The organism is Massilia oculi (assembly GCF_003143515.1).
In the GTDB taxonomy this organism is placed as follows: Bacteria; Pseudomonadota; Gammaproteobacteria; order Burkholderiales; family Burkholderiaceae_D; genus Telluria; species Telluria oculi.
This window is the reverse complement of sequence record NZ_CP029343.1, coordinates 5436688-5458525: the sequence shown is the minus strand read 5'-3', so window position 1 is coordinate 5458525 and position 21838 is coordinate 5436688. Positions and strand designations below refer to the sequence as shown.

Below are 21838 nucleotides of genomic sequence, written 5' to 3'. Positions count from 1 at the left end.
CAGCGCCATCCTGTCGACCACCCCGGGCGCGACCGGCCTGAGCCAGCGCCCGATCCTCCCCTGCGCCGTCATCACGACCTCGCGCTCTTCCATCGCCGGATGGTGATGACGACGACCCGGCTCACTTTTGCGCCTTCACGATCTGCAGCGCACTGGCGATCACGGTGCTCATATCGCCCAGGTTGGCCGGTACGATCAGGGTGTTGTTGGTCTTGGCCAGGTTCGCGAATGCGTCCACGTAGTGCTCGGCCACGCGCAGGCTGACCGCATCCATGCCGCCTGGCGAAGAAATCGCCTCGCCAACCTGGCGCAGGGCCGCCGCGCTGGCGTCGGCCAGCGCCACGATGGCGGCCGCCTCGCCCATGGCGCGGTTGATCTCGGCCTGCTTTTCGCCCTCGGAGCGCGCGATGGCCGCCTCGCGCTCGCCGCTGGCGATGTTGATCTGTTCCTGGCGTCGGCCTTCCGAGGCCGCGATCAGGGCGCGCTTCTCGCGCTCGGCCGTGATCTGGGCCTGCATCGCCAGCAGGATCTCGGCCGGCGGCGTGAGGTCCTTGATCTCGTAGCGCAGCACCTTGACGCCCCAGTTGGCGGCCGACTCGTCGATCGCGTTCACGATGTGGGTGTTGATCAGGTCGCGCTCCTCGAAGGTCTTGTCCAGCTCCATGCGGCCGATCACAGAGCGCAAGGTGGTCTGGGCCAGTTGCGTGATGGCCTGGATGTAGTTCGACGAACCGTAGGAGGCGCGCATGGCGTCGGTCACCTGGAAGTACAGGATGCCGTCCACGTGCAGCTGGGTGTTGTCGCGCGTGATGCAGACCTGCGGCGGTACGTCGAGCGGAATCTCCTTCAGGCTGTGCTTGTAGGCGACGCGGTCGATGAAGGGAACCACGATGTTCAGGCCGGGGGCCAGGGTGGCGTGGTACTTGCCGAGGCGCTCGACCACCCAGGCGTTCTGCTGCGGCACCACATTGATGGTCTTGAACACGAAGACCAGGGCGATGGCGAAGATCACGATCGCGACCACGCTGAAAGACAGTTCCATGTGCACCCCTTCCTGTTATGGGTTGTTTTAGCGGCGGGCGACGATCAGGCGATTGCCCTGGACCTCGACGATCTCGAAGTCGCCCGGCTCCGGTTCCAGTCCGGCGCGCAGCTCGACGTCCCACAGCGCACCGCGGTACATCACGCGCGCGCGCCGTCCCTGCCACTGCGGCACGGTGACTCGCTGGCCGATGTCGAGATTGATGCTGGGGTCGTTCGCGGCCTTGCCGCGTCCGGGCCGCGCGTAGCGGGTGCGGCGCAACACCAAGGTCGCGCCGATGCCGACGACGGCCGCCGCCAGCGTCTGCAGCGGGCCGCCGGCGCCCAGCCAGGCGGCGATGGCGCCACACAGCAGGCCGATCGCGATCATCAGGAGGTAGAACGTGCCGATGAACAGCTCGGCCACGATCAGCACGCCGGCCCCAATCAGCCAGTACGTCCAGTCGGACATATCACGGTCTCCTTCTTGTCATGGAATGAAAAAACCCTCGCTACCCGGACTGGGTAGCGAGGGTTTGCATGACCGCGCGATGGGCTGCGACGGTCGATCTTGAGGGCTTGGAAAGCGATCATTCCTGCCAGTGTAGCATCGGCGGCCCTCGATCGGGAATGTCGGGGATCAGCCCTTGGCCAGCTTCTGCCAGGTCTCGATCACCGAATCCGGGTTGAGCGACATCGACTCGATGCCCTCTTCCACCAGCCACTGGGCGAAGTCCGGATTGTCCGACGGCCCCTGGCCGCAGATGCCGACGTACTTGCCCTGCTTGAGGCAGGCCTTGATCGCCATCGACAGCATCGCCTTGACGGCCGGGTCGCGCTCGTCGAAGTCCTTGGCCAGGAGCTCCATGCCGGAGTCGCGGTCCAGGCCCAGGGTGAGCTGGGTCAGGTCGTTGGACCCGATCGAGAAGCCGTCGAAGTACTCGAGGAACTGCTCGGCCAGGATCGCGTTGGACGGCACTTCGCACATCATGATCAGGCGCAGGCCGTCCTCGCCGCGTTTGAGGCCGTTCTTGGCCAGCAGGTCGACGACTTTCTCGGCCTGGCCCAGGGTGCGCACGAACGGCACCATCAGCTCGACGTTGGTCAGGCCCATCTCGTTGCGCACGCGTTTCATGGCCGCGCATTCCATCGCGAACGATTCGGCGAAATCGTCGGCCAGGTAGCGTGCGGCGCCGCGGAAGCCCAGCATCGGGTTCTCTTCGTCCGGCTCGTAACGCGAGCCGCCGATCAGCTTCTTGTACTCGTTCGACTTGAAGTCGGACAGGCGCACGATCACCGACTTCGGCCAGAAGGCGGCGGCGATGGTGGCCACGCCTTCGACCAGCTTGTCGACGTAGAAGGCGCGCGGCGAGGCGTGGCCGCGGGCCACCGACTCCACCGCCTTCTTCAGGTCGGCGTCGATGTTCGGGTACTCGAGGATGGCCTTCGGGTGCACGCCGATATTGTTGTTGATGATGAACTCGAGCCTGGCCAGGCCGACGCCGTTATTGGGCACCGACTGGAAGTCGAAGGCCAGTTGCGGGTTGCCGACGTTGAGCATGATCTTGGTCTTGATCGGCGGCAGTTCGCCGCGCGAGACTTCGGTGACCTCGGTTTCCAGCAGGCCGTCGTAGATCATGCCTTCGTCGCCTTCGGCGCAGGACACGGTGACCAGGGTGCCGTCCTTGAGCACGTCGGTCGCGTCGCCGCAGCCGACCACCGCCGGCACGCCCAGCTCACGCGCGATGATCGCCGCGTGGCAGGTGCGGCCGCCGCGGTTGGTGACGATCGCCGATGCGCGCTTCATCACGGGCTCCCAGTTCGGGTCGGTCATGTCGGCCACCAGCACGTCGCCCGGCTGCACGCGCTCCATCTCGGACGGATCGGTGATGACGCGCACCGGGCCGGCGCCGATCTTCTGGCCGATTGCGCGGCCGTGGGTCAGCACGGTGCCGGTGCCCTTGAGCTGGAAGCGCTGCTGGGCGTCGGTCGACTTCTGCTGCGACTTCACGGTTTCCGGACGCGCCTGCAGGATGTACAGCTTGCCGTCGCGGCCATCCTTGCCCCACTCGATGTCCATCGGGCGGCCGTAGTGGTTTTCGATGATCACCGCGTACTTGGCCAGTTCGATGACTTCTTCCTCGACCAGCGAATAGCGGTTGCGCAGCTCGATCGGCACGTCGACGGTCTTGACCGAGCGGCCGGCCTTGGCCTCGCTGGTGAACTCCATCTTGATCAGCTTGGAGCCGATATTGCGGCGGATGACGGCCGACTTGCCCTGGGCCAGCATCGGCTTGTGGACGTAGAACTCGTCCGGATTGACCGCGCCCTGCACCACGGTCTCGCCCAGGCCGTAGCTCGAGGTGATGAACACCACGTCCTTGAAGCCCGATTCGGTATCGATGGTGAACATCACGCCCGCGGCGCCGGTGTCGGAACGCACCATGCGCTGCACGCCGGCCGACAGCGCGACCTCGGCGTGGGTGAAGCCCTTGTGCACGCGGTAGGAGATCGCGCGGTCGTTGTAGAGCGAGGCGAAGACGTGCTTCATCGCTTCGAGCACGTTGTCGATGCCGACCACGTTCAGGAACGACTCCTGCTGACCGGCGAAGGAGGCATCCGGCAGGTCTTCGGCGGTGGCCGACGAGCGCACGGCGAACGAGACTTCGGTGTCGGAACCGGCGACCAGGCGCTCGTAGAACGAACGGATTTCGCTTTCCAGGCGTGGCTGGAACGGGGTCTCGACGATCCAGCCGCGAATCTCCGCGCCGGCGGCGGCCAGCGAGCGCACGTCGTCGACGTCCAGGTGCTCGAGGCGGGTCGCGATGCGCTGGCCCAGCGATGGGCCGCCGTCCGCGCTGTGGTCGAGGAAGTCGCGGAAGGCGTCGGCCGTCGTGGCGAAGCCCGTCGGCACGCGCACGCCGGCGCCGGCCAGCTGGCTGATCATTTCGCCAAGCGAGGCGTTCTTGCCGCCGACCGACTCGACGTCGGTCATGCGCAAGTCCTCGAACGAGGCCACGTAGACGCGATCAGGATCGGGATTCACCGCGTCTGGCTTCAGTGCTGGAGTAGCTAGGTTAGTCATGATAAAACACCCTTACTTGATGATGGAAACCTGTTGGCGCATCGGTGCCGGGAAGCGGGGGCGTCTTGACGTGTTCTTGTTATTCTGGCCCGCGTGCAGCACAATGCAAAACCCGTTGCCGAGCATTTTACCCCGCGACAGGGTGAAGTGCAGCGCACTTTTGATGCAACTTTGTCAGCAAAGCAAACCGATCCAGCCATCATGACCGACGATACCCTGCCTCCTCCAGTCACCGCCTCCCGCACCGTCTTCTTCGTTTCCGACGGCACCGGCATCACGGCGGAGACCTTCGGTCACGCCGTGTTGAGCCAGTTCGACCTGCGCTTCCGCCAGATCCGCCTGCCGTTCGTGGATTCGATCGAGAAGGCGCACGACGCCGCGCGCCGCATCAACGAAAGCTTCGCGCTGCACGGCCAGCGGCCGATCGTGTTCTCGACGCTTGTGAAGCACGATCTGTCGAGCGTGATCCGCTCGGCGAACGGCATGCACATGGACCTGTTCCAGACCTTCGTCGCGCCGCTCGAGCAGGAGCTGGACGTCAAGTCGACGCACACGATCGGGCGCATCCACAATGCAGTGGACACCGAGGAATACAAGAACCGCATCGAGGCGATCAATTTCTCGCTGGCGCACGACGACGGCCAGTCGCACAAGAACCTGGCGGAGGCCGACGTGATCCTGGTCGGCGTCTCGCGGTCCGGCAAAACCCCGACGAGCCTGTACCTGGCGATGCAATATGGCCTGAAGGCCGCAAACTATCCCTTGATCCCCGACGATTTCGAACGCGGCAAGCTGCCGAGTTCCTTACCGCCATTCAAGGCCAAACTGTTCGGCCTGACGATCACCCCCGAGCGCCTCTCGCAAATCCGCAACGAGCGCCGCGCCGGCAGCAAATACGCCTCCCTGGAAAACTGCCGCTACGAAGTCAACGAAGCCGAACACCTGATGCGCCGCGAAGGCATCCGCTGGCTCTCCTCGACGACGAAATCCATCGAAGAAATCGCCACCACCATCCTCCAGGAAATCAAACCCGACCGCCGCGAGTACTGACTCCCAGTAGGGTCAGTGTCGAATTATCAGGAAAGATTTTTGTGCGCACATTTATTCTGCACAAGCCAGCCTCTGCTTGCCTGAAAGCTCGTGCACATTAATTAGGGTCGGAGTCGAATTGTTTGACAACTTCAAAGAATTGCTCAGCAATTCTACTCCGACCCTCATTATTTTTGGCAGTTCGAGCACCGGCGGCCGACCACTCGGGAAACAAGATTCCGCAGAGGACAAACACCTCCGCGTGTTAGCGCTATATCACCAAAAAACTAAATAGGGTCGGAGTCGAATTGTTTGACAACATTAACGGCTGAGCCGCCAATTCGACTCCGACCCTAATTATCCATTGAGTAATTGGCCAACTATTCGACTCCGACCCTTTTTATTTGCGGGCCGAATTTGGGAAATTGCTCAATAATTTTACTCTGACCCTAATGGGGGTTAGAAGAATTGGCGCCAGTCGGCGAGCCAAGTGGGGAAGGCGGTGGCTTCCATGGGGTTGGCGATGTGGTAGCCCTGGGCGTAGGTGCAACCGAGGCTTTGGAGGAAGTCCCAGTCCTGGCGGGTTTCGACGCCGACGGCGACCGACATCCGATCCAGACTATGGGCCAGGCTCAGGCAGCTGCGCAGGACCGTTCCCAGCGGGCGGCGCTTCGAGGCGCCGTCGACGAAGCTGCGGTCGATTTTCAGTTCGGTGAAGGGGATGCGCGCCAGCAGCTGCAGGTTCGATCTTCCCGTGCCGTAGTCGTCGATCGCCAGGCCGAAGCCCATCATCCGAAGGCGGACCAGGCGTTCGATGAAGTCGGGGTTCGTGTTCAGGATCGACGATTCCGGCAGTTCGAAGGTGATGTAGTCGGGCAGGACCTTGTGGCGTTCCAGCGAGGCCACGATCTGGCGCACGAAGGCCGGATGGGCCAGCGTCTCGGGGGCGATGTTCAGCGAGATCGGGACCGGGATGCCCTGCTCCTGGAACCAGCGGCAGCGCTCCACCGACAATTCGATCATGCTCCAGTCCAGGAAGTCGATACGGCCGCTTTCTTCCAGCGCTTCCATGAAGGATGCAGGGCCCAGCACGCCGTGCTCGGGATGGCGCCAGCGGGCGAAGGCTTCCAGGCCTTTCACCTGGCCGGTCGCGAGCTCGATCTTCGGCTGGAAGAAGGGCTCGAACTGGCGCTTCTGCAGGCCGATGCCGATCTGCTGGAAGGTGAAGCGCGGGCCGCCGGGATTGCGCGGCGGGCGCGCCAGCGGGGCGTAGTTGTCGAGCAGCGGCTTCAGTTTGGCGGCGGTGACCGGCCTGGCGATCGCTCCCAGCAGCTCGACGCCATAGGCCTGGGCCAGGGTCTCGACCGAGAACAGCAGGTCGGCGGGCTGTGCGCCCGTCACCACCAGGCGCGCCGGCGCCTGGGTCTCGACCTGCATCTCTCCCAGCTTGCGGATCAGCTCCAGGCCATCCATGCCCGGCAGCGCGAGATCGACGATGGCGACGTTCACCGCCGGCGCCAGGCCGGCCTCCAGGGTCTGCAGCGCGAGATGCCCGTCCGGTACCTCGGTGACGCGGCTGGCCCCGAGATTGCCCAGCAAGTCCACTAGCGCCCTGCGCTGGGCCGGGTCGGATTGTGCCACCAAAAAATGCAAATGCGCGATGTCCATCGTTGCTCCAGTTTCCCAGCCGCCAGCCTACGCGATGCGCGGGAAACCGTCCATACTTAAACTTGCTGCTGGCGCAGACCCTCGAAGAAGCACACGGCCGCGCAGGCGGCGACGTTGAGCGACTCGACCTGGCCCGCATGCGGCACCGCGACCCGGTGCGTGGCAAGCGTCAACAGTTCATCCGACACGCCCTGCCCTTCGTGACCGAGCACCCAGGCCACCGGCTGGCGCAGGTCCATCGCATACAGCCGCTCGGCCGCATAGCCGCTGGTGGCCAGCACCGGGACCTTCGCGGCGCGCACCAGCGGCGCCAGTTCAATCTGTTCGAAAATCTCCAGCACGAAGTGCGCGCCCATTGCCGCGCGCAGCACCTTCGGCGACCAGCACAACGCGGTGCCGGGGCTGCAGTAGACCTGCTTGATGCCGGAAGCCGCCGCGCTGCGCAGGATCGAACCGACATTGCCCGGATCCTGCACGCCATCGAGCAGCACGCTCGGCCCCACCAGGGCCGGCGCCGCCGATGGCTGCGGCGAATCGATCACGAACAGCAGGTGCACACCGTGCTCGACCTGGCTGACGGTGTTGAACAGCGCATCGGGCAGCGCCGTCACCGGCGCGCGCAGGGCCTCGCAGCGCGCGACGATGGCCTGCACTTCGTGGTTGCCGAGCGCGCCTTCCGACACCACGCCGTGACGCGGCGCGCCGCGCAGGTCGAGCCAGCTCTGGCACAGGTGCACGCCGTCCAGCAGGCTCTGTCCGGCCTTGCGCCGCGCCTGCGAGCTGGTGGCCAGGCTTTTCAGGTCCTTGTAGAACGCGTTTTCGCGCGAGCTGATGGTTTTCATACTGCTTCTGCTTCAGTCATGTGGCCACTGAGTTCTGCAAACAGGTCGACCTGCAGCAGGCTGCGCACCGGCGCGAACGAACGGCGGTGCGCCGGCGATGGGCCGTGCCGGCGCAGGCGCTCCAGGTGCAGCGGCGTGCCGTAACCCTTGTGCTGGTCGAAGCCGTATTGCGGATAGAGATCGTGCAGGCGCACCAGCGCGGCGTCACGCGCCGTCTTGGCCAGGATCGAGGCGGCCGAGATGGCGTTGACCTTGTCGTCGCCCTCCACGATCGCATGCGCGCGCACCGCCATCTGCGGGCAGCGGTTGCCGTCGATCAGGGCCAGCGTCGGCACCGTCTGCAGCGCCTCCACCGCCCGCCGCATCGCCAGCATGGTCGCCTGCAGGATGTTGATGCTGTCGATCTCTTCGCACGAGCATTCGGCGATGGCCCAGGCCAGCGCATGCTCGCGGATCAGGGGCGCGAGTTCGTCGCGCCGCGCCTCGGTCAGTTTTTTCGAATCGCGCAGGCCCTCGATCGGCCGCAGCGGATCGAGGATGACGGCGGCGGCGAACACCGGCCCGGCCAGCGGACCACGCCCGGCCTCGTCCACGCCGCAGACGATATCGAGCTCGGTGAACGGCCGAAGCCTCGGCGGCAGGCCGGGATACAGGTTGACTTTCTTCTTTCTCATGTCGGTTCGCGCGACACATGCGCATCGCGGCCTATCACTTTCAATACCGCCTCGGCGCTCTCGCGCGCACTGTCGCGCAGCAGGCTGTGGTGCATCTCCAGGAAGCGCCCGGCCAGCCTGTCGCGCCCGGCCGCATCCTGCAGCTGGGCCCACACGGCGTCGGCCATCGCTTCGGGCGAGGCCGCATGCTGGATCAGCTCCGGCACCAGGAACTCGCGCGCCAGGATGTTCGGCAGGCCGATCCACGGCTGGTAACCCATGTGGCGCATGATCGCATACGACGCCGCCATCACTTTATAGGCGATGACCATCGGCTTCTTGAACAGCGCTACCTCCAGGGTCGCGGTGCCGGAGGCGACCAGCACCGCGTCGGCGGCGGCGATCGCCGTGTGCGAGCCGGCGGCGGTCACCTGCAGTTCGACGTCCTGCAATCCCGCCTGGACCACGAGCTCGTCGAAGTAGGCGCGCTGGCGTTCGCCGACCATCGGCACCACGAAGGTCAAGCCCGGATCGCGCGCACCCAGGAGCTTGACCGCGCGGATGAACGGCTCGGCCAGGTATTTCAGCTCGCCCATGCGGCTGCCCGGCATCACCGTCACCACGCGCGCATCCGGATGCAGGCCGAGCGCGCGGCGCGCCGCGGCGACGTCCGGGACCAGCGGAATGGTCTCGGCCAGCGGATGCCCGATATACGTCACCGGCACCCCGGCCTCGCGATAGATCGCTTCCTCGAACGGAAAGATCACCAGCATGTGCGAGACCGCGCGCTGGATCTTCTTGATCCGCCCGCCGCGCCAGGCCCAGATCTGCGGCCCGATGAAGTGCACGGTCGGGATGCCGGCGGCGCGCAGCTGCTCTTCGAGGCCGAGATTGAAGCCGGGATAGTCGGCGCCGATGAAGGCGCTCGGGCGCTCTGCGATGAGACGGTCGCGCAGCCGGCTCTGGATGCGTTTCAGTTCAGGATAGCGGGGAATGACTTCGAACAGGCCGCGCACCGTGAGCGTGTCCATCGGGACGTCGCTCACCATGCCCTGCTCGATCATGCGCGGCCCGCCGATACCGTGGAAGCGGGCCTGGGGAAGATGCGGCCGCAGGCCGGCCAGCAGGCGCGCGGCGAGCATGTCGCCGGACGCCTCGCCGGCCACCAACGCCAGCGAAACGTCGTTCTTCATCTCGCTAGCGGACGATGCCACGGGTGGCGGTGCCGAGAAATTCGCGCAGCAGGCGAATGTCTGCGCTGGCCGCCGGCAGGCGCTCTTCCTCGGCCTGGAGGGCCGTCTTGGCCTCTTCCAGGGTCAGGTTCGAGCGGTACAGCAGCTTGTACGCGCTGCGGATGCCGTCGAGCTGCTCGCGCGTGAAGCCGCGACGCTTGAGGCCCTCGAGGTTCACGCCGCGCGCGCCGGCCGGATTGCCGGAGACGAGCACATAGGGCGGTACGTCCTGGGTCAGGCTGGTGTACATGCCGATGAAGGCATGGGCGCCGATCTTGCAGAACTGGTGCACGCCGGCATAGCCCGACAGGATGGCCCAGTCACCCACCTGCACGTGACCCGCGAGCTGGGCGTTGTTCGAGAAGATCGTGTTGCTGCCCACCTGGCAGTCGTGCGCCACGTGGACGTAGGCCGAGATCCAGTTGTCGCTGCCGACGCGGGTGACGCCTTCGTCCTGGACCGTGCCCAGGTTGAAGGTGACGAATTCGCGCACCGTGTTGCGGTCGCCCACTTCCAGGCGGGTCGGTTCGCCGTTCCACTTCTTGTCCTGCGGCGCGCCGCCGATCGAGCAGAACTGGAAAAACTTGTTGTCCTTGCCGATCGTGGTGTGGCCCTCGATGACCACGTGCGGGCCGACCACGGTGCCGGCATCGATGCGCACATTCGGCCCGATGATCGAATACGGGCCGACCTCGACCGAGCTGTCCAGCTCCGCCTTCGGATCGACGATCGCGGTCGAATGGATTTTGCTCATCTCGTACTCCCCTTACTGCGCCGCGCCTTCCGGGCCCTTCATGGTCGCTTCGGCGGCGCCGCGGATGGTGCACATCAGTTCACCCTCGACCGCCACCTTGCCGTCGACGGTCGCCACCGCCTTGTACTTCCAGATGCCGCGCGCGACACGCAGGATCTCGATTTCCATGCGCAGCTGGTCGCCCGGCTCGACCGGACGCTTGAAGCGCGCGTTGTCGATGCCGACGAAGTACACCACCGAGTTTTCGTCGGGCTTGACGTTCATGGTCATGAACGACAGGATGGCCGCGGTCTGCGCCATCGCTTCGATCATCAAGACGCCCGGCATCACCGGCTTGTGCGGGAAGTGGCCGTTGAAGAATTCTTCGTTGACGGTGACGTTCTTGATCGCGACGATGCGCTTGCCCAGTTCGACGTCCAGCACGCGGTCGACCAGCAGCAGCGGATAGCGGTGCGGCAGGTATTCCTTGATCTGGGTGATGTCGAGGGTCTTGAGTTCTGGAGTGGTCATTTTTGTTCTGTCAGGTTTCTGATGGTTTTCTCGAGCGTGCGGATCTTGGCGCGCATCGAATCGAGATTGCGCACGATCGCCGCGCTGCGTTCCCATTCGGCGTTCTTGGCCAAGGGGTAGAAGCCGGTATACTGGCCCGGTTCGAGGACCGAGCGCGACACCATGCTGCCCGAGGAGATATGGACGTTGTCGGCGATTTCGAGGTGGCCCAGCACCATGGCGGCGCCGCCGAAGGTGCAGCGGCTGCCGATCTTGGCGCTGCCGGCCACGCCGACGCAGCCGGCCATCGCGGTGTGCGCGCCGATGCGGCAGTTGTGGCCGATCTGGATCTGGTTGTCGAGCTTCACGCCGTCTTCGATCACGGTGTCGTCCAGCGCGCCGCGGTCAATCGTGGTGTTGGCGCCGATGTCGACGTCGTCGCCGATCAGCACGCGGCCGGTCTGCGGGATCTTGATGTAGGCGCCGGCTTCGACGGCGAAGCCGAAGCCGTCGGTGCCGATCACCGCGCCCGAATGCAGGATGCCGCGCTTGCCGATGCGGCAGCGCGCATGGAAGGTCACGTTCGCGAACAGGTGCGTGTATTCGCCGATCACCGCCTCGCGGCCGATGAAGCAGCCGGCGCCGATCACGGCGTGGGCGCCGACAATGGCGCCCTCCTCGATCGTCGCGTGCGGCCCGACGTGGGCGGTCGGATCGACCGTGGCGCCGGGGTCGACCACGGCGCTCGGATGGATGCCGGGCGCCGGCGCCTGCTCGGTGAGCGACACGAAATACTGCGCCGCGCGGGCGAAGTAGGCGTAAGGGTTGGTGGTGACGATGCGCGCGCCTTCATAGGTCGCGGCCACCGTCGGATCGTCCAGCGGCGAGAGGATCAGCGCCGCCGCCTGGCTTTGCGCGGCCAGTGCGCGCAGCTTGCTGTTGCTGAGGAAGCTGATGTGCGAAGCGCCGGCGCTGTCCAGGGGGGCGATCGCCTGGACCTCGAGGTCCGGGTTGCCCACCAGCTGTCCGCCGAAGCGCTCGACCAAATCGCCCAGTCGAATGCCCATCTCGGTCTTTCCAGTGTAAGTCAAAATCGGTACTGCTTTATTTGTCGAGCAGTTTCAGGATCTTGTCGGTGATGTCCACGCGCGGGCTGACCCACGCCGCCTCGACCAGCACGGCGTCGAGTTTTTCCTGTTCCGCGACCTGCTCGACCAGCTTGTAGGCCTTTTGCGCGATCGCGGCGCGCTCTTCGTTCTTGCGCTGCTGCAGGTCTTCCTGGAACTCGCGCTGCATGCGCTCGACGTCCTTCTGCATGTTGTACAGCTCGCGCGCGCGGCGCGTGCGGTCGAGCTCATTCAGGCCCGCCGCTTCGGCGTCGAACTTCTCGGACGTCTGCTTGTACTTGCCGACCATCTCCTCGACCGCCTTCTGGCGCTTCGAGAACTCGGCGGCCAGCTTGGCGTCGGCCGCCTTGGCCATCTTGGAGTCGGTCATCAGGCGCTCGGTGTAGACGAAGCCGATGCGGCTGACGGTCGCCTGCGCGTGGGCCAGCGGAGCGGCGCATACGGCGGCCAGCAGCAGCGAGGCGCCAAGCGCGGGTCGAACCGTGGACCTGCGTCCACCAGGCAGCGAGTCAATCAGATTTTTCAACATAAGTCTCTCGCAATCGTTCTTCGGGTCGCCGTGGGCCGCTTAGAAGCCGGTACCCATCTGGAACTGGAAGCGCTCCAGGCGGTCGCCCGGCAGTGAATTCAGCGGCTTAGCATAACTCAACTTGAGCGGACCGACCGGGGAAATCCAGGACAGGCCGATACCGGCCGAGTAGCGGAACTCGTCGTAGCGGATCTTCGCGTCTTCCTGGAACACCTGGCCGCCGTCGACGAAGGTGAACCAGCGCAGGCTGCGGTCGGTGCCGCTGCCCGGGAACGGGAACTGCAGCTCGGCATTGCCGATGATGCGCTTGGAGCCGCCGATCGCATCGTAGTAGCGCGGATCGACCACGCCCAGCGACGAGCTCTCGTAGCCGCGCACCGAACCGATGCCGCCCGCGTAGAAGTTCTTGAACACCGGGTAGGCGCTGCCGCCGATGCCCTTGCCGTAGTCGAACTCGCCGCGCAGGGCCAGGGTCATCCAGCGGGTCAGCGGCTTCCACCACTGGTGTTCATACACCATCCGGTAGTACTTGGCGTCGCCGATGGCGTCGATCTCGAAGTTGGCGCGCTGGAAGCGGCCGCGGGTCGGGGTCACGGCGCTGTCGCGGGTGTCGCGACCCCAGGCCGCGGTCAGCGGGATCGCATTGGTGGTGGCCTTGCCGATGCCGCTGGCCGGGCCGCCGTTCTGGCGCACGAAGGTCTGGTAGATCGTCGGCGAGGTCTGGTCGGTCTCCAGCTCGGTGCGTTCCAGGCCGGCGCCGAAATAGACGGTGTCGGATTCGGAGAACGGCACGCCGAAGGTCAGGTTGCCGCCCATCTGGCGCACGGTGTACGAACCGATGTTCAGCGCCGGTGGGCGCGAGGTGCGCAGGTACAGCGAGAACGCGCGCGAGATGCCGTCGTCCGTGAAGTACGGATTGGTCTGGGAGAACGCGATCGTGCGGTTGTACTTGCTGGTATTCAGTTCGATGCCGACCGTGTTGCCGCTGCCGGCGAAGTTGGCCTGCGAGATCGACGCGGTGAAGGTGAACTTCTCGGACTGCGAGAAGGCGCCGCCGATCATGAAGTTACCGGTCGGTTTTTCTTCGACCGCGATGTTCACGTCCACCTGGTCCGAGGTGCCGGGCGACTCCGGCGTCTCGACCTTCACGTCCTTGAAGTAGCCCAGGCGGTCGACGCGGTCGCGCGACAGCTTGACGCGGTTGGCGTCGTACCACGAGCTTTCGAACTGGCGGAATTCGCGGCGGATGACTTCGTCGCGCGTGACCGTGTTGCCCGAGATGTTCATGTGGCGCACATAGGCGCGCTTGCCCGGATCGACGAAGAAGGTGAACGCGACTTCGCGTTTCTCGCGGTCGAGTTCCGGGTTGGCCGTCACGTTGGCGAAGGCGTAGCCGAAGGTGCCCAGGCGGTCGGCGATCAGCTTGTTGGTCGCTTCCTGCAGGTCGCCGACATAGGTCTTGCCCGGCTGGAGCACGATCAGCTCCTTGAGCTCCTCTTCGCGGCCGAACATCTCGCCTTCGAGCTTGACGCTCGAGACGGTGTACTGCTCGCCCTCGGTGATGTTGAGGGTCAGGTAGATGTCGCGCTTGTCGGGGGTGATCGAGACCTGGGTCGATTCGACGTTGGCTTCGAGGTAGCCGTGGTTCAGGTACCAGGACTTGATGGTCTCCAGGTCGCCGGTCAGCTTTTGCTTGGAATACTGGTCGGCCTTCGAGTACCAGGTGAACCAGCCCGACGGCCGCAGTTCGAGCAGCTGGCGCAGCTGCTTGTCGCTGAAGGCCTTGTTGCCGATGATGTTGATGCCCTTGATCTTGGCGACCTCACCCTCGTCGATATTGAACATGACCGTCACGCGGTTGCGCTCGATCGGGGTCACGGTGGTGGTGATCTTGACGCCGTACAGGCCATGCGACAGGTACTGGCGCTTGAGCTCCTGCTCCGCGCGGTCGACCGAGGCCTTGTCGAAGATGCGGGTCTGGGCCACGCCGATCTCGGCCAGCGCTTTGACCAGCATGTCCTTCTCGAATTCCTTGGTGCCGGTGAAATCGACCGACGAAATCGCCGGGCGCTCCTCGACCAGCACCACCAGCACGCCATTTTCTTCCTCCAGGCGGATGTCCTTGAAGAAGCCGGTGGCGTACAGTGCCTTGATCGCGCTCGAGGCCTTGGCGTCGTCGAAGGTCTCGCCCACGCGCACCGGCAGATAGCTGAACACGGTGCCTGCTTCGGTCCGCTGGATGCCTTCGACCCGGATATCCTTGACGACGAACGGGTTGGCGGCCAGCGCATTACCGGCGCACAAGGCCAGCACGGCCGCGCCGATCAAGCTGCGACGAATGAACGGCAGGGCAAAACGATCTGGTTGTGATTTCATTGGCTGGATCAAAGGGTCAGTCATTTGGACAACGATTGCATATTATTCTGTGCCGGGAATGTCGCCCCGACTCCGGGAGCGAATGCGGGCCGCTAGAGCAGCCGCACCAGGTCATTGAAGACGGCGAGCGCCATCAGCATGAACAGCAGGCCGACCCCGGCGCGCTGCGCGAACTCGCCGACGCGCGCAGGAAGGGGACGCCCGGTCAAAACTTCCAGCGAATAATACAGTAAATGGCCACCATCCAGAACTGGAATTGGTAACAAATTCATTACTCCTAAGCTGATACTAATAAAGGCGATGAACTGTAAATAGCTCACGAGACCTATTCTCGCTGTCTGCCCGGCATAATCGGCGATGGTAATGGGACCGGTCACATTCTTCCATGACGCTTCCCCGGTAATCATCTTCCAGATCATCTTGAGGGTCATCACGCTGGAATCCCAGGTGCGCTGCGCGCCGCGCGCGATCGCCTCGAACGGGCCCGAGCTCACGGTCACCATCTCCGGGGCCTGGGCCACCATGGCCTTGATCACGCCGCGGCCATTCGCGTCGGCCTCGGGCACCAGCGACAGGGCCACGGGACGGCCACCGCGCTCGACCTCGAGCGCCAGCGGTTTGCCCGGCGAGGCCCGTACCGCCTCGATGAAGGCGATGCCGTCGCCTGCCTTCCGGCCATCCACGCGCAGCACCAGGTCGCCGCCCTGCAGGCCGGCGCGCTGCCCTGCCCCATCAGGCAGCACCTTCTCGATGCGCGGTTGCGGGCGCCACAAGTCCAGCCCCAGTTCGCCCATCACGTCGGTCTCGACGTCGAGCCGGCCGACCACCGCCGCCGGCAGCGTCGCGCTGTAAGTGCCGCCGTGGGCGCCGCGCAGGTCGAGGCGCGCGTCCGATTTGTCCACCGCCGCATGCACGATCTGCCAGCGCAGCTCGGCCCACGAGGCGACCTCGTTGCCATTCACGGCGACCACCGTATCGCCGCCGCGCACGCCGGCTTTCGCCGCCTCGGACGCCGCCGGCGCCTCGCGCAGACGCGCCGACGGCTCGTCCACGCCATGCATATACAGTGCGGCCATCAGGCCGATCGCCAGCAGGAAGTTGGCCAGCGGGCCGGCGGCGACGATGGCGATCCGCTTCCAGACGTTCTGGCGCGTGAATTCGCGGTCCAGGTCGGCATCATTGGTCGGCGCCGTCTCGGGATCGCGCGCATCGAGCATCTTGACATAGCCGCCCAGCGGCAGGGCCGACAGCGCCCACTCGGTCTGGTCCTTGCCGAAGCGGCGCGACCACACCACGCGGCCCATCCCGACCGAGAAGCGCAGCACCTTGACGCCGCAGGCGCACGCGACCAGGTAGTGGCCCAGTTCGTGGATCACGATCAGGGGACCGAGCGCCAGCACGAAGGCCAGCACGGTGTAAAGCATGGTCATGGCGGGGTCCAGGGGGTCAGCGCTGCAAGCCTGAAGCGATGGTCGATACGGCGTCGTCGGCGGCCGCGCGCGCGCGCGCGTCCTGGGCCAGCACCGCCTCGATCGACGGGGCCGGGCCGTGCGGCACGACGTCGAGCGCGTGGCGGATCACGCGGTCGATGTCGCGGAAACCGATGCGGCGCTCGAGGAAGGCCTGCACCGCCACCTCGTTGGCCGCGTTGAGCAGGGCCGGGGCGGTGCCGCCCGCGCGCAAGGCGTCGAAAGCGAGCGCCAGGCAGGGGAAGCGCTCGAAGTCGGGCGCGAAGAACTGCAGCCCGGCCATTTGCGTCAGGTCGAGCTGGGCCACGCCAGAATCGATCCGTTCCGGATAGGCCAGCGCATTGGCGATCGGGGTGCGCATATCGGGATTGCCCAACTGGGCCAGCACCGAGCCGTCCACATACGAGACCATCGAGTGGATCACGCTTTGCGGATGGATCACGACTTCGATCTGGTCGGCCGGCGCGCCGAACAGCCAGTGGGCCTCGATCACTTCCAGGCCCTTGTTCATCATGGTGGCGGAATCGACCGAGATCTTGCGGCCCATGACCCAGTTCGGGTGCTTGCAGGCTTCGTCGGGGGTCACACTGCCCAGCGAGTCGACGGCGCGGTTCAGGAACGGGCCGCCGGACGCGGTCAAGAGGATCTTGGCCACCCCGCAGGCGCCGGGCACGCGCGCATACGAGGCCGGCAGTGCCTGGAAGATCGCATTGTGTTCGCTGTCGACCGGCAGCAGGGTCGCCTTGTGCTCGCGCACGGCGTCCATGAACAGCTGGCCCGACATCACCAGCGCCTCTTTATTGGCCAGCAGGATCTTCTTGCCGGCGCGCGCCGCGGCCAGCGTCGGCGCCAGGCCGGCGGCGCCGACGATGGCGGCCATCACGATGTCGGTGTCCGCGCTGGAGGCGATGTCGCACAGCGCCGCTTCGCCATACTCGACGCCCGTGGGAAGGTCGGCGATCAGGGCGGCGAGTTGCGCGGCCGCTTCAGCGCTGCCAACCACCGCGCGCTGCGGGCGAAACTGGCGGCAGGCGGCGGCAAGCTCTTCCACGCGCGAATGCGCGCTGAGGGCGTGGACGCGGTAGCGGTCCGGATGGCGCGCCACCACGTCGAGGGTCGAGGCGCCGATCGAACCGGTGGCGCCAAGGATGGTAATGCCTTGCATGGAAACTTCCTTCTAGAGCCGGGTGGCGATCAGGGCCGCCAGCGGCAGGACCGGCACGAGTGCGTCGATCCGGTCCAGCACGCCGCCGTGGCCAGGCAGCAGATTGCTGCTGTCCTTCATGCCGGCACGGCGCTTGAGCTGGGATTCGAACAGGTCGCCGACCACGCTGGCGACGACGATGAGGGCGATGACGGCCAGCATGCCCGCCCAGCCGAAGCTGGCCTGCACGCGCACCGCGAAGGTATTGGCGAGGGCCTCGCCGCCGAACAGGACGGTAAGCGAGGCCAGCAGCACGGTCACGACGCCGCCGCCGATGGCGCCTTCCCACGACTTGCCGGGCGAGATGGACGGCGCCAGCTTGTTCTTGCCGAAGGTCTTGCCGCACACATAGGCGAAGATGTCGGCCGACCAGACGATGACGAGCACCGACAGCAGGAACAGGGCCGAGTACTGGAACAGCATGACGATGGCGGCGAAGCAGGCCACCAGGGCGATCGCATAAAGCAGGCTCAGCAGCGTGTTCGGCGTACTGGCCAGGGGCGGCAGGCCGAGCTTGAGCGTGGGGGCGAAGCGCAGCAGCCACAGCAGCGCGCCGATGGCGAACCATACGGTCGGATCGCCCTGCTCGCGCATGAAGAAGGCATAGGCGAAGGCCAGGGTCCAGGCCGCCGCGATCGCCACGGCGCTCTTCGCGCCCGGATTGAACAGGCGGAAGCACTCCCAGATCGCCGCCCCGAAGAACACCGACGCGACCACCGCGAACGCCGTGGGGTTATTGGAGTACAACACCGGCAGCAGGACTGCCAGCAGGACGAGCGCGGTGACGATCCGGGTCTTGAGCATCAGTTGGTCTTCTTCGCTACTTGGGCGCTGGTCTGGCCGAAGCGCCGCTCGCGGGCCTGGAACGAGGCGATCGCCTCATCCAGCGCCTCGGGCGTGAAATCGGGCCAGAAAGTGCCGGTGAAATGCAGTTCGGAATACGCCAGCTGCCACAACAGGAAATTCGAGATGCGTTCCTCGCCGCCGGTCCGGATGAACAGGTCGGGTTCGGGCGCATACGCCATCGCCAGGTGCGGAGCCAGCATTTCCTCCGTAAATTCGGTCACGCCGGGGTTGGCCTGCACCATCTTCCCCGTTGCCTGCATGATATCCCAGCGGCCGCCATAGTTGGCGCACACGGTGACGGTCAGGCGCGTATTGCCGGCGGTGCGGCGCTCGGCGTTGGCGATCATCTCTTGCAGCTTGGGGTCGAAGCGGCTCAGGTCGCCCACGACTTTCAGGCGAATATTATTGGCGTGCATCTTCGAGACTTCGCGCTCGAGCGCCGTCACGAACAGGCGCATCAGGAGCGAGACCTCGTCGGCCGGGCGGCGCCAGTTCTCGGACGAGAAGGCGAACAGGGTCAGGTACTCGACCCCGCGCAGCACGCAGGATTCGACGATGCCGCGCACGGCTTCCACGCCCTTGACGTGGCCGGCGACGCGCGGCAGCAGGCGTTTGGTGGCCCAACGTCCATTGCCATCCATGATGATGGCGATATGGCGCGGCACGGCGGGCGTGTCGGGAACGGCGGTGGTCGAACTTTTGAACATCTTGTATCCAGCAGGGCTGCGCCCGGACTGGCGTCCGGCGGTGCGCAAATGGCCAATCAGAATTGGACAATCATAAGGTAGGCGGACCGGCCGCGGCAAGCTGCCGGGGCCGGTCCGCAGGAAAGCCGTCGAGCCGGGCCTTACACCGTCAGGATTTCCTTCTCTTTTTCGCCCAGCAGCTTGTCGATGTCGGCCACGGCCTTGTCGGTCAGCTTCTGGATTTCGTCCGAGGCGCGGCGCTCGTCGTCTTCCGACGCGGTCTTGTCCTTGACCATTTTCTTGAGTGCTTCGTTGGCATCGCGGCGGATATTGCGCACGGCAATCTTCGCATCTTCGCCTTCCGACTTGGTCAGCTTGACCATCTCTTTACGGCGCTCTTCGGTCAGCGGCGGGGTCGGCACGCGGATCATGTCGCCCTGGGCCGATGGATTCAGGCCCAGGTCGGCGTCGCGGATCGCTTTTTCGATGGTCGCGGCCATTTTCTTTTCGAACGGCTGGACGCCGATGGTGCGCGCGTCGACCAGGGTCAGGTTGGCCACCATCGGCAGCGCGGTCGGGGTGCCGTAGTACTCGACCATCACGTGGTCGAGGATGCCGGTGTGGGCGCGGCCGGTGCGGACCTTGGCCAGGTCGGCTTTCAGGGTCTCGATGGACTTGGCCATGCGCTCTTGCGCGTTCTTTTTGACGTCAGCCAGGGACATACTGCTCTCCTTGTTGTTCAGTAATATTTTAAACGTGTACCAGTGTACCCTCGTCTTCGCCCATGATAACGCGGGTGAGCGCGCCGGGTTTGACGATGGAGAACACCTTGATCGGCAGTTTCTGGTCGCGGCACAGCGCGAAGGCGGTGGCGTCCATCACCTGCAGGTGCTTGGCGATGGCTTCGTCGAACGAAATATTCTCGTAGCGGGTCGCGTGCGGGTCTTTCTTGGGGTCGGCGCTGTAGACGCCGTCGACCTTGGTGGCCTTCAGGACGATCTCGGCCGAGATCTCGGCGCCGCGCAGGGCGGCCGCGGTGTCGGTGGTGAAGAACGGGTTGCCGGTGCCGGCGGCGAACACGACGACTTTACCTTCTTCCAGGTACTGCAGGGCTTTCGGGCGCACGTAGGGCTCGACCACCTGCTCGATGCCGATCGCCGACATGACGCGGGCGGTGATGCCGACGTGGCGCATCGCGTCGGCCAGAGCCAGCGCGTTCATGACGGTGGCCAGCATGCCCATGTAGTCGGCGGTGGCGCGGTCCATGCCCTGGGCGCCCGGGGCGACGCCGCGGAAGATGTTGCCGCCGCCAATCACGACCGCCACCTGCACGCCCAGCTTCGCCACTTCCGCCACGTCGGCCACCATGCGCTCGATGGTGGCGCGGTTGATGCCGAACGGATCGTCGCCCATCAGCGCTTCGCCGGACAGTTTCAGGAGGACTCGTTGGTAGGCTGGTTTTGACATGATGAAGCGGCTCCTAATGTGATGTTTCGATGTTGCGAATTCGGGTCCGATCGCCGGCCGGTGGGCCGCGATCTCATCTACCTTGACGGCGGATGGCATTGTAAGGCGGGCGCTGCGCGTGAGGCGCTACGGTGTGCATCCAACTGAGGTTCCCGCCTGCGCGGGAACGACGTGCGGAGGGTACGGACTGCGGAGCCTTCTTCGGCCCGCCCCATGAACGTCGCTCCCGCGAAGGCGGGAACCCCAGCTTGTCGTGCAGCCAAGAAATACCTCATGGCTGCCGCACACAAACGATCCCACCTTAAAAAAACGGACCTTGCGGCCCGTTCTTTTTGATTACTGCTTGTTTGCAGCCATCTGTGCTGCGACTTCCGCTGCGAAGTCGTCGACCTTCTTCTCGATGCCCTCGCCGACCACGTACATGGTGAATGCCTTGACGGTGGTGTTCGATGCCTTCAGGTATTGCTCGATCGACTGCTTGTCGTTCTTCACGAATGCTTGGTTCAGCAGCGACACTTCTTTCAGGTACTTCTGCACCGAACCGTCGATACGCTTGGCGACGATCTCGTCCGATTGCGGCTGCTTGCCTTCGGCGACGGCTTTTTCAGCGTCTTCCTTGGCCTTCAGTTCGGCGACCGAGCGCTCTTTTTCGATCATTTCAGCAGGCACTTGCTCCGACGACAGAGCGACTGGCTTCATTGCCGCGATGTGCATGGCCAGGTCCTTGCCGACTTGCTCGTCCGCGCCTTCGAAGTCGACGATGACGCCGATGCGGGTGCCGTGCAGGTACGAAGCCAGCTTGCCGGTGGTTTCGAAACGCTGGAAACGACGCACGGTCATGTTCTCGCCGATCTTGCCGATCAGGCCAGTACGCACTTCGTCGAAGGTCTTGCCGTCGTGCGACAGGGCTGCCAGGGCGGCGACGTCAGCCGGGTTGTTCTCGGCGACCAGCTTGGCGGCCAGGTTGACCATGGCCAGGAATTCCTCGTTCTTGGCGACGAAGTCGGTTTCGCTGTTGACTTCGACGATCGCGCCGACGTTGCCGGCGATGTAGGTTGCCACGACGCCTTCGGCGGTGATGCGCGCCGATGCCTTCGATGCCTTGCCGCCCAGCTTGACGCGCAGGATCTCTTCAGCACGACCCATGTCGCCGTCGGCTTCGGTCAGTGCTTTTTTGCATTCCATCATCGGCGCGTCGGTCTTCGCGCGCAGTTCGCCTACCATCGCTGCAGTAATCGCTGCCATGTTGATTTCTCCTAAATGTTTTGTCCGGTTGCAGGTCGTTATGACAACGCCCCACAGGTATTCAGCTTAAAAAAAGGGGGCTCGTGTGTGCGGCGCCCCCTTCGATGTGCCAGCGGG

General features: G+C 65.0%; 20 protein-coding genes. 1 reads left to right on the top strand and 19 read right to left on the bottom strand.

Annotated features, from left to right (window positions below):
- Window positions 1-121 precede the first annotated feature (121 nt).
- The 3 genes from DIR46_RS24500 to ppsA all read right to left on the bottom strand — a co-directional run bounded on the left by DIR46_RS24500 (window position 122) and on the right by ppsA (window position 4105).
- Entirely contained in the window at window positions 122-1042 is a 921-nt protein-coding gene (locus tag DIR46_RS24500) for an SPFH domain-containing protein (protein WP_109347562.1), read from the bottom strand.
- Window positions 1043-1069: 27 nt separating this feature from the next.
- Window positions 1070-1492, bottom strand: coding sequence for an NfeD family protein (locus DIR46_RS24495; RefSeq protein ID WP_109347561.1), 423 nt, complete (start codon window positions 1490-1492; stop codon window positions 1070-1072).
- A 168-nt stretch (window positions 1493-1660) separates the two neighbouring features.
- A complete protein-coding gene (gene ppsA / locus DIR46_RS24490; RefSeq protein ID WP_109347560.1) occupies window positions 1661-4105 on the bottom strand; it encodes a phosphoenolpyruvate synthase in 2445 nt (814 codons plus the stop codon).
- Window positions 4106-4306: 201 nt separating this feature from the next.
- Here ppsA and ppsR point away from each other — a divergent pair, with 201 nt between their 5' ends.
- On the top strand, window positions 4307-5155 hold the full coding sequence (gene ppsR, locus DIR46_RS24485) for a posphoenolpyruvate synthetase regulatory kinase/phosphorylase PpsR (RefSeq protein WP_109347559.1): 849 nt from the start codon (window positions 4307-4309) through the stop codon (window positions 5153-5155).
- Window positions 5156-5593: 438 nt separating this feature from the next.
- Here ppsR and DIR46_RS24480 read toward each other — a convergent pair whose 3' ends face one another.
- The 16 genes from DIR46_RS24480 to tsf form a co-directional block, all read right to left on the bottom strand.
- Complete coding sequence (locus DIR46_RS24480; RefSeq protein ID WP_229446394.1) at window positions 5594-6775, bottom strand: EAL domain-containing response regulator; 1182 nt, start codon at window positions 6773-6775, stop codon at window positions 5594-5596.
- Between the two features lie 83 nt (window positions 6776-6858).
- Complete coding sequence (locus tag DIR46_RS24475) at window positions 6859-7644, bottom strand: TrmH family RNA methyltransferase (protein WP_109347557.1); 786 nt, start codon at window positions 7642-7644, stop codon at window positions 6859-6861.
- Window positions 7641-8318 carry a ribonuclease HII gene (rnhB, locus tag DIR46_RS24470; protein WP_205289040.1) on the bottom strand — a complete coding sequence of 226 codons (678 nt, stop codon included), beginning with the start codon at window positions 8316-8318 and terminating at the stop codon, window positions 7641-7643. The genes DIR46_RS24475 and rnhB overlap by 4 nt, the downstream gene beginning before the upstream one ends.
- Entirely contained in the window at window positions 8315-9490 is a 1176-nt protein-coding gene (gene lpxB / locus DIR46_RS24465; RefSeq protein WP_109347556.1) for a lipid-A-disaccharide synthase, read from the bottom strand. Before lpxB ends, rnhB begins: the two co-directional genes overlap by 4 nt.
- Window positions 9491-9494: 4 nt before the next feature.
- Window positions 9495-10283, bottom strand: a complete 789-nt coding sequence (lpxA, locus tag DIR46_RS24460) for an acyl-ACP--UDP-N-acetylglucosamine O-acyltransferase (RefSeq protein ID WP_109347555.1) — start codon at window positions 10281-10283, stop codon at window positions 9495-9497.
- 12 nt (window positions 10284-10295) lie between these two features.
- Window positions 10296-10793 (bottom strand): 3-hydroxyacyl-ACP dehydratase FabZ, encoded by a 498-nt coding sequence (gene fabZ, locus DIR46_RS24455; protein ID WP_005667524.1) that lies wholly within the window; start codon window positions 10791-10793, stop codon window positions 10296-10298.
- Window positions 10790-11839: a UDP-3-O-(3-hydroxymyristoyl)glucosamine N-acyltransferase gene (lpxD, locus tag DIR46_RS24450; RefSeq protein WP_109347554.1), complete on the bottom strand. Its 1050-nt coding sequence runs from the start codon at window positions 11837-11839 to the stop codon at window positions 10790-10792. Before lpxD ends, fabZ begins: the two co-directional genes overlap by 4 nt.
- A 37-nt stretch (window positions 11840-11876) precedes the next feature.
- Window positions 11877-12428 (bottom strand): OmpH/Skp family outer membrane protein, encoded by a 552-nt coding sequence (locus tag DIR46_RS24445; RefSeq protein ID WP_109347553.1) that lies wholly within the window; start codon window positions 12426-12428, stop codon window positions 11877-11879.
- A gap of 39 nt (window positions 12429-12467) precedes the next feature.
- Window positions 12468-14804, bottom strand: coding sequence for an outer membrane protein assembly factor BamA (gene bamA, locus DIR46_RS24440; RefSeq protein ID WP_109347552.1), 2337 nt, complete (start codon window positions 14802-14804; stop codon window positions 12468-12470).
- Between the two features lie 92 nt (window positions 14805-14896).
- Window positions 14897-16234: an RIP metalloprotease RseP gene (rseP, locus tag DIR46_RS24435; protein WP_109347551.1), complete on the bottom strand. Its 1338-nt coding sequence runs from the start codon at window positions 16232-16234 to the stop codon at window positions 14897-14899.
- 16 nt (window positions 16235-16250) lie between these two features.
- On the bottom strand, window positions 16251-17438 hold the full coding sequence (ispC, locus tag DIR46_RS24430) for a 1-deoxy-D-xylulose-5-phosphate reductoisomerase (protein ID WP_109347550.1): 1188 nt from the start codon (window positions 17436-17438) through the stop codon (window positions 16251-16253).
- Window positions 17439-17450: 12 nt separating this feature from the next.
- The gene (locus tag DIR46_RS24425; RefSeq protein WP_109347549.1) at window positions 17451-18281 is read right to left on the bottom strand and encodes a phosphatidate cytidylyltransferase; all 831 of its coding nucleotides are present in this window, start codon (window positions 18279-18281) and stop codon (window positions 17451-17453) included.
- Window positions 18281-19030, bottom strand: a complete 750-nt coding sequence (gene uppS, locus DIR46_RS24420; RefSeq protein WP_109347548.1) for a polyprenyl diphosphate synthase — start codon at window positions 19028-19030, stop codon at window positions 18281-18283. The genes DIR46_RS24425 and uppS overlap by 1 nt, the downstream gene beginning before the upstream one ends.
- 140 nt (window positions 19031-19170) lie before the next feature.
- Window positions 19171-19731 carry a ribosome recycling factor gene (gene frr, locus DIR46_RS24415; protein WP_109347547.1) on the bottom strand — a complete coding sequence of 187 codons (561 nt, stop codon included), beginning with the start codon at window positions 19729-19731 and terminating at the stop codon, window positions 19171-19173.
- 28 nt (window positions 19732-19759) lie between these two features.
- The gene (gene pyrH / locus DIR46_RS24410) at window positions 19760-20476 is read right to left on the bottom strand and encodes a UMP kinase (protein ID WP_005667511.1); all 717 of its coding nucleotides are present in this window, start codon (window positions 20474-20476) and stop codon (window positions 19760-19762) included.
- Between the two features lie 336 nt (window positions 20477-20812).
- Window positions 20813-21721 carry a translation elongation factor Ts gene (gene tsf, locus DIR46_RS24405; protein WP_109347546.1) on the bottom strand — a complete coding sequence of 303 codons (909 nt, stop codon included), beginning with the start codon at window positions 21719-21721 and terminating at the stop codon, window positions 20813-20815.
- Between the last annotated feature and the right edge of the window lie 117 nt (window positions 21722-21838).

What these genes read in the sequence shown, in the direction of transcription:
- DIR46_RS24500 (WP_109347562.1), bottom strand. Translation starts at nt 1,042, where the DNA reads ATGGAACTGTCTTTCAGCGTGGTCGCGATCGTGATCTTCGCCATCGCC.
- DIR46_RS24495 (WP_109347561.1), bottom strand. Translation starts at nt 1,492, where the DNA reads ATGTCCGACTGGACGTACTGGCTGATTGGGGCCGGCGTGCTGATCGTG.
- ppsA (WP_109347560.1), bottom strand. Translation starts at nt 4,105, where the DNA reads ATGACTAACCTAGCTACTCCAGCACTGAAGCCAGACGCGGTGAATCCC.
- ppsR (WP_109347559.1), top strand. Translation starts at nt 4,307, where the DNA reads ATGACCGACGATACCCTGCCTCCTCCAGTCACCGCCTCCCGCACCGTC.
- DIR46_RS24475 (WP_109347557.1), bottom strand. Translation starts at nt 7,644, where the DNA reads ATGAAAACCATCAGCTCGCGCGAAAACGCGTTCTACAAGGACCTGAAA.
- rnhB (WP_205289040.1), bottom strand. Translation starts at nt 8,318, where the DNA reads ATGAGAAAGAAGAAAGTCAACCTGTATCCCGGCCTGCCGCCGAGGCTT.
- lpxB (WP_109347556.1), bottom strand. Translation starts at nt 9,490, where the DNA reads ATGAAGAACGACGTTTCGCTGGCGTTGGTGGCCGGCGAGGCGTCCGGC.
- lpxA (WP_109347555.1), bottom strand. Translation starts at nt 10,283, where the DNA reads ATGAGCAAAATCCATTCGACCGCGATCGTCGATCCGAAGGCGGAGCTG.
- fabZ (WP_005667524.1), bottom strand. Translation starts at nt 10,793, where the DNA reads ATGACCACTCCAGAACTCAAGACCCTCGACATCACCCAGATCAAGGAA.
- lpxD (WP_109347554.1), bottom strand. Translation starts at nt 11,839, where the DNA reads ATGGGCATTCGACTGGGCGATTTGGTCGAGCGCTTCGGCGGACAGCTG.
- DIR46_RS24445 (WP_109347553.1), bottom strand. Translation starts at nt 12,428, where the DNA reads ATGTTGAAAAATCTGATTGACTCGCTGCCTGGTGGACGCAGGTCCACG.
- bamA (WP_109347552.1), bottom strand. Translation starts at nt 14,804, where the DNA reads ATGAAATCACAACCAGATCGTTTTGCCCTGCCGTTCATTCGTCGCAGC.
- rseP (WP_109347551.1), bottom strand. Translation starts at nt 16,234, where the DNA reads ATGACCATGCTTTACACCGTGCTGGCCTTCGTGCTGGCGCTCGGTCCC.
- ispC (WP_109347550.1), bottom strand. Translation starts at nt 17,438, where the DNA reads ATGCAAGGCATTACCATCCTTGGCGCCACCGGTTCGATCGGCGCCTCG.
- DIR46_RS24425 (WP_109347549.1), bottom strand. Translation starts at nt 18,281, where the DNA reads ATGCTCAAGACCCGGATCGTCACCGCGCTCGTCCTGCTGGCAGTCCTG.
- uppS (WP_109347548.1), bottom strand. Translation starts at nt 19,030, where the DNA reads ATGTTCAAAAGTTCGACCACCGCCGTTCCCGACACGCCCGCCGTGCCG.
- frr (WP_109347547.1), bottom strand. Translation starts at nt 19,731, where the DNA reads ATGTCCCTGGCTGACGTCAAAAAGAACGCGCAAGAGCGCATGGCCAAG.
- pyrH (WP_005667511.1), bottom strand. Translation starts at nt 20,476, where the DNA reads ATGTCAAAACCAGCCTACCAACGAGTCCTCCTGAAACTGTCCGGCGAA.
- tsf (WP_109347546.1), bottom strand. Translation starts at nt 21,721, where the DNA reads ATGGCAGCGATTACTGCAGCGATGGTAGGCGAACTGCGCGCGAAGACC.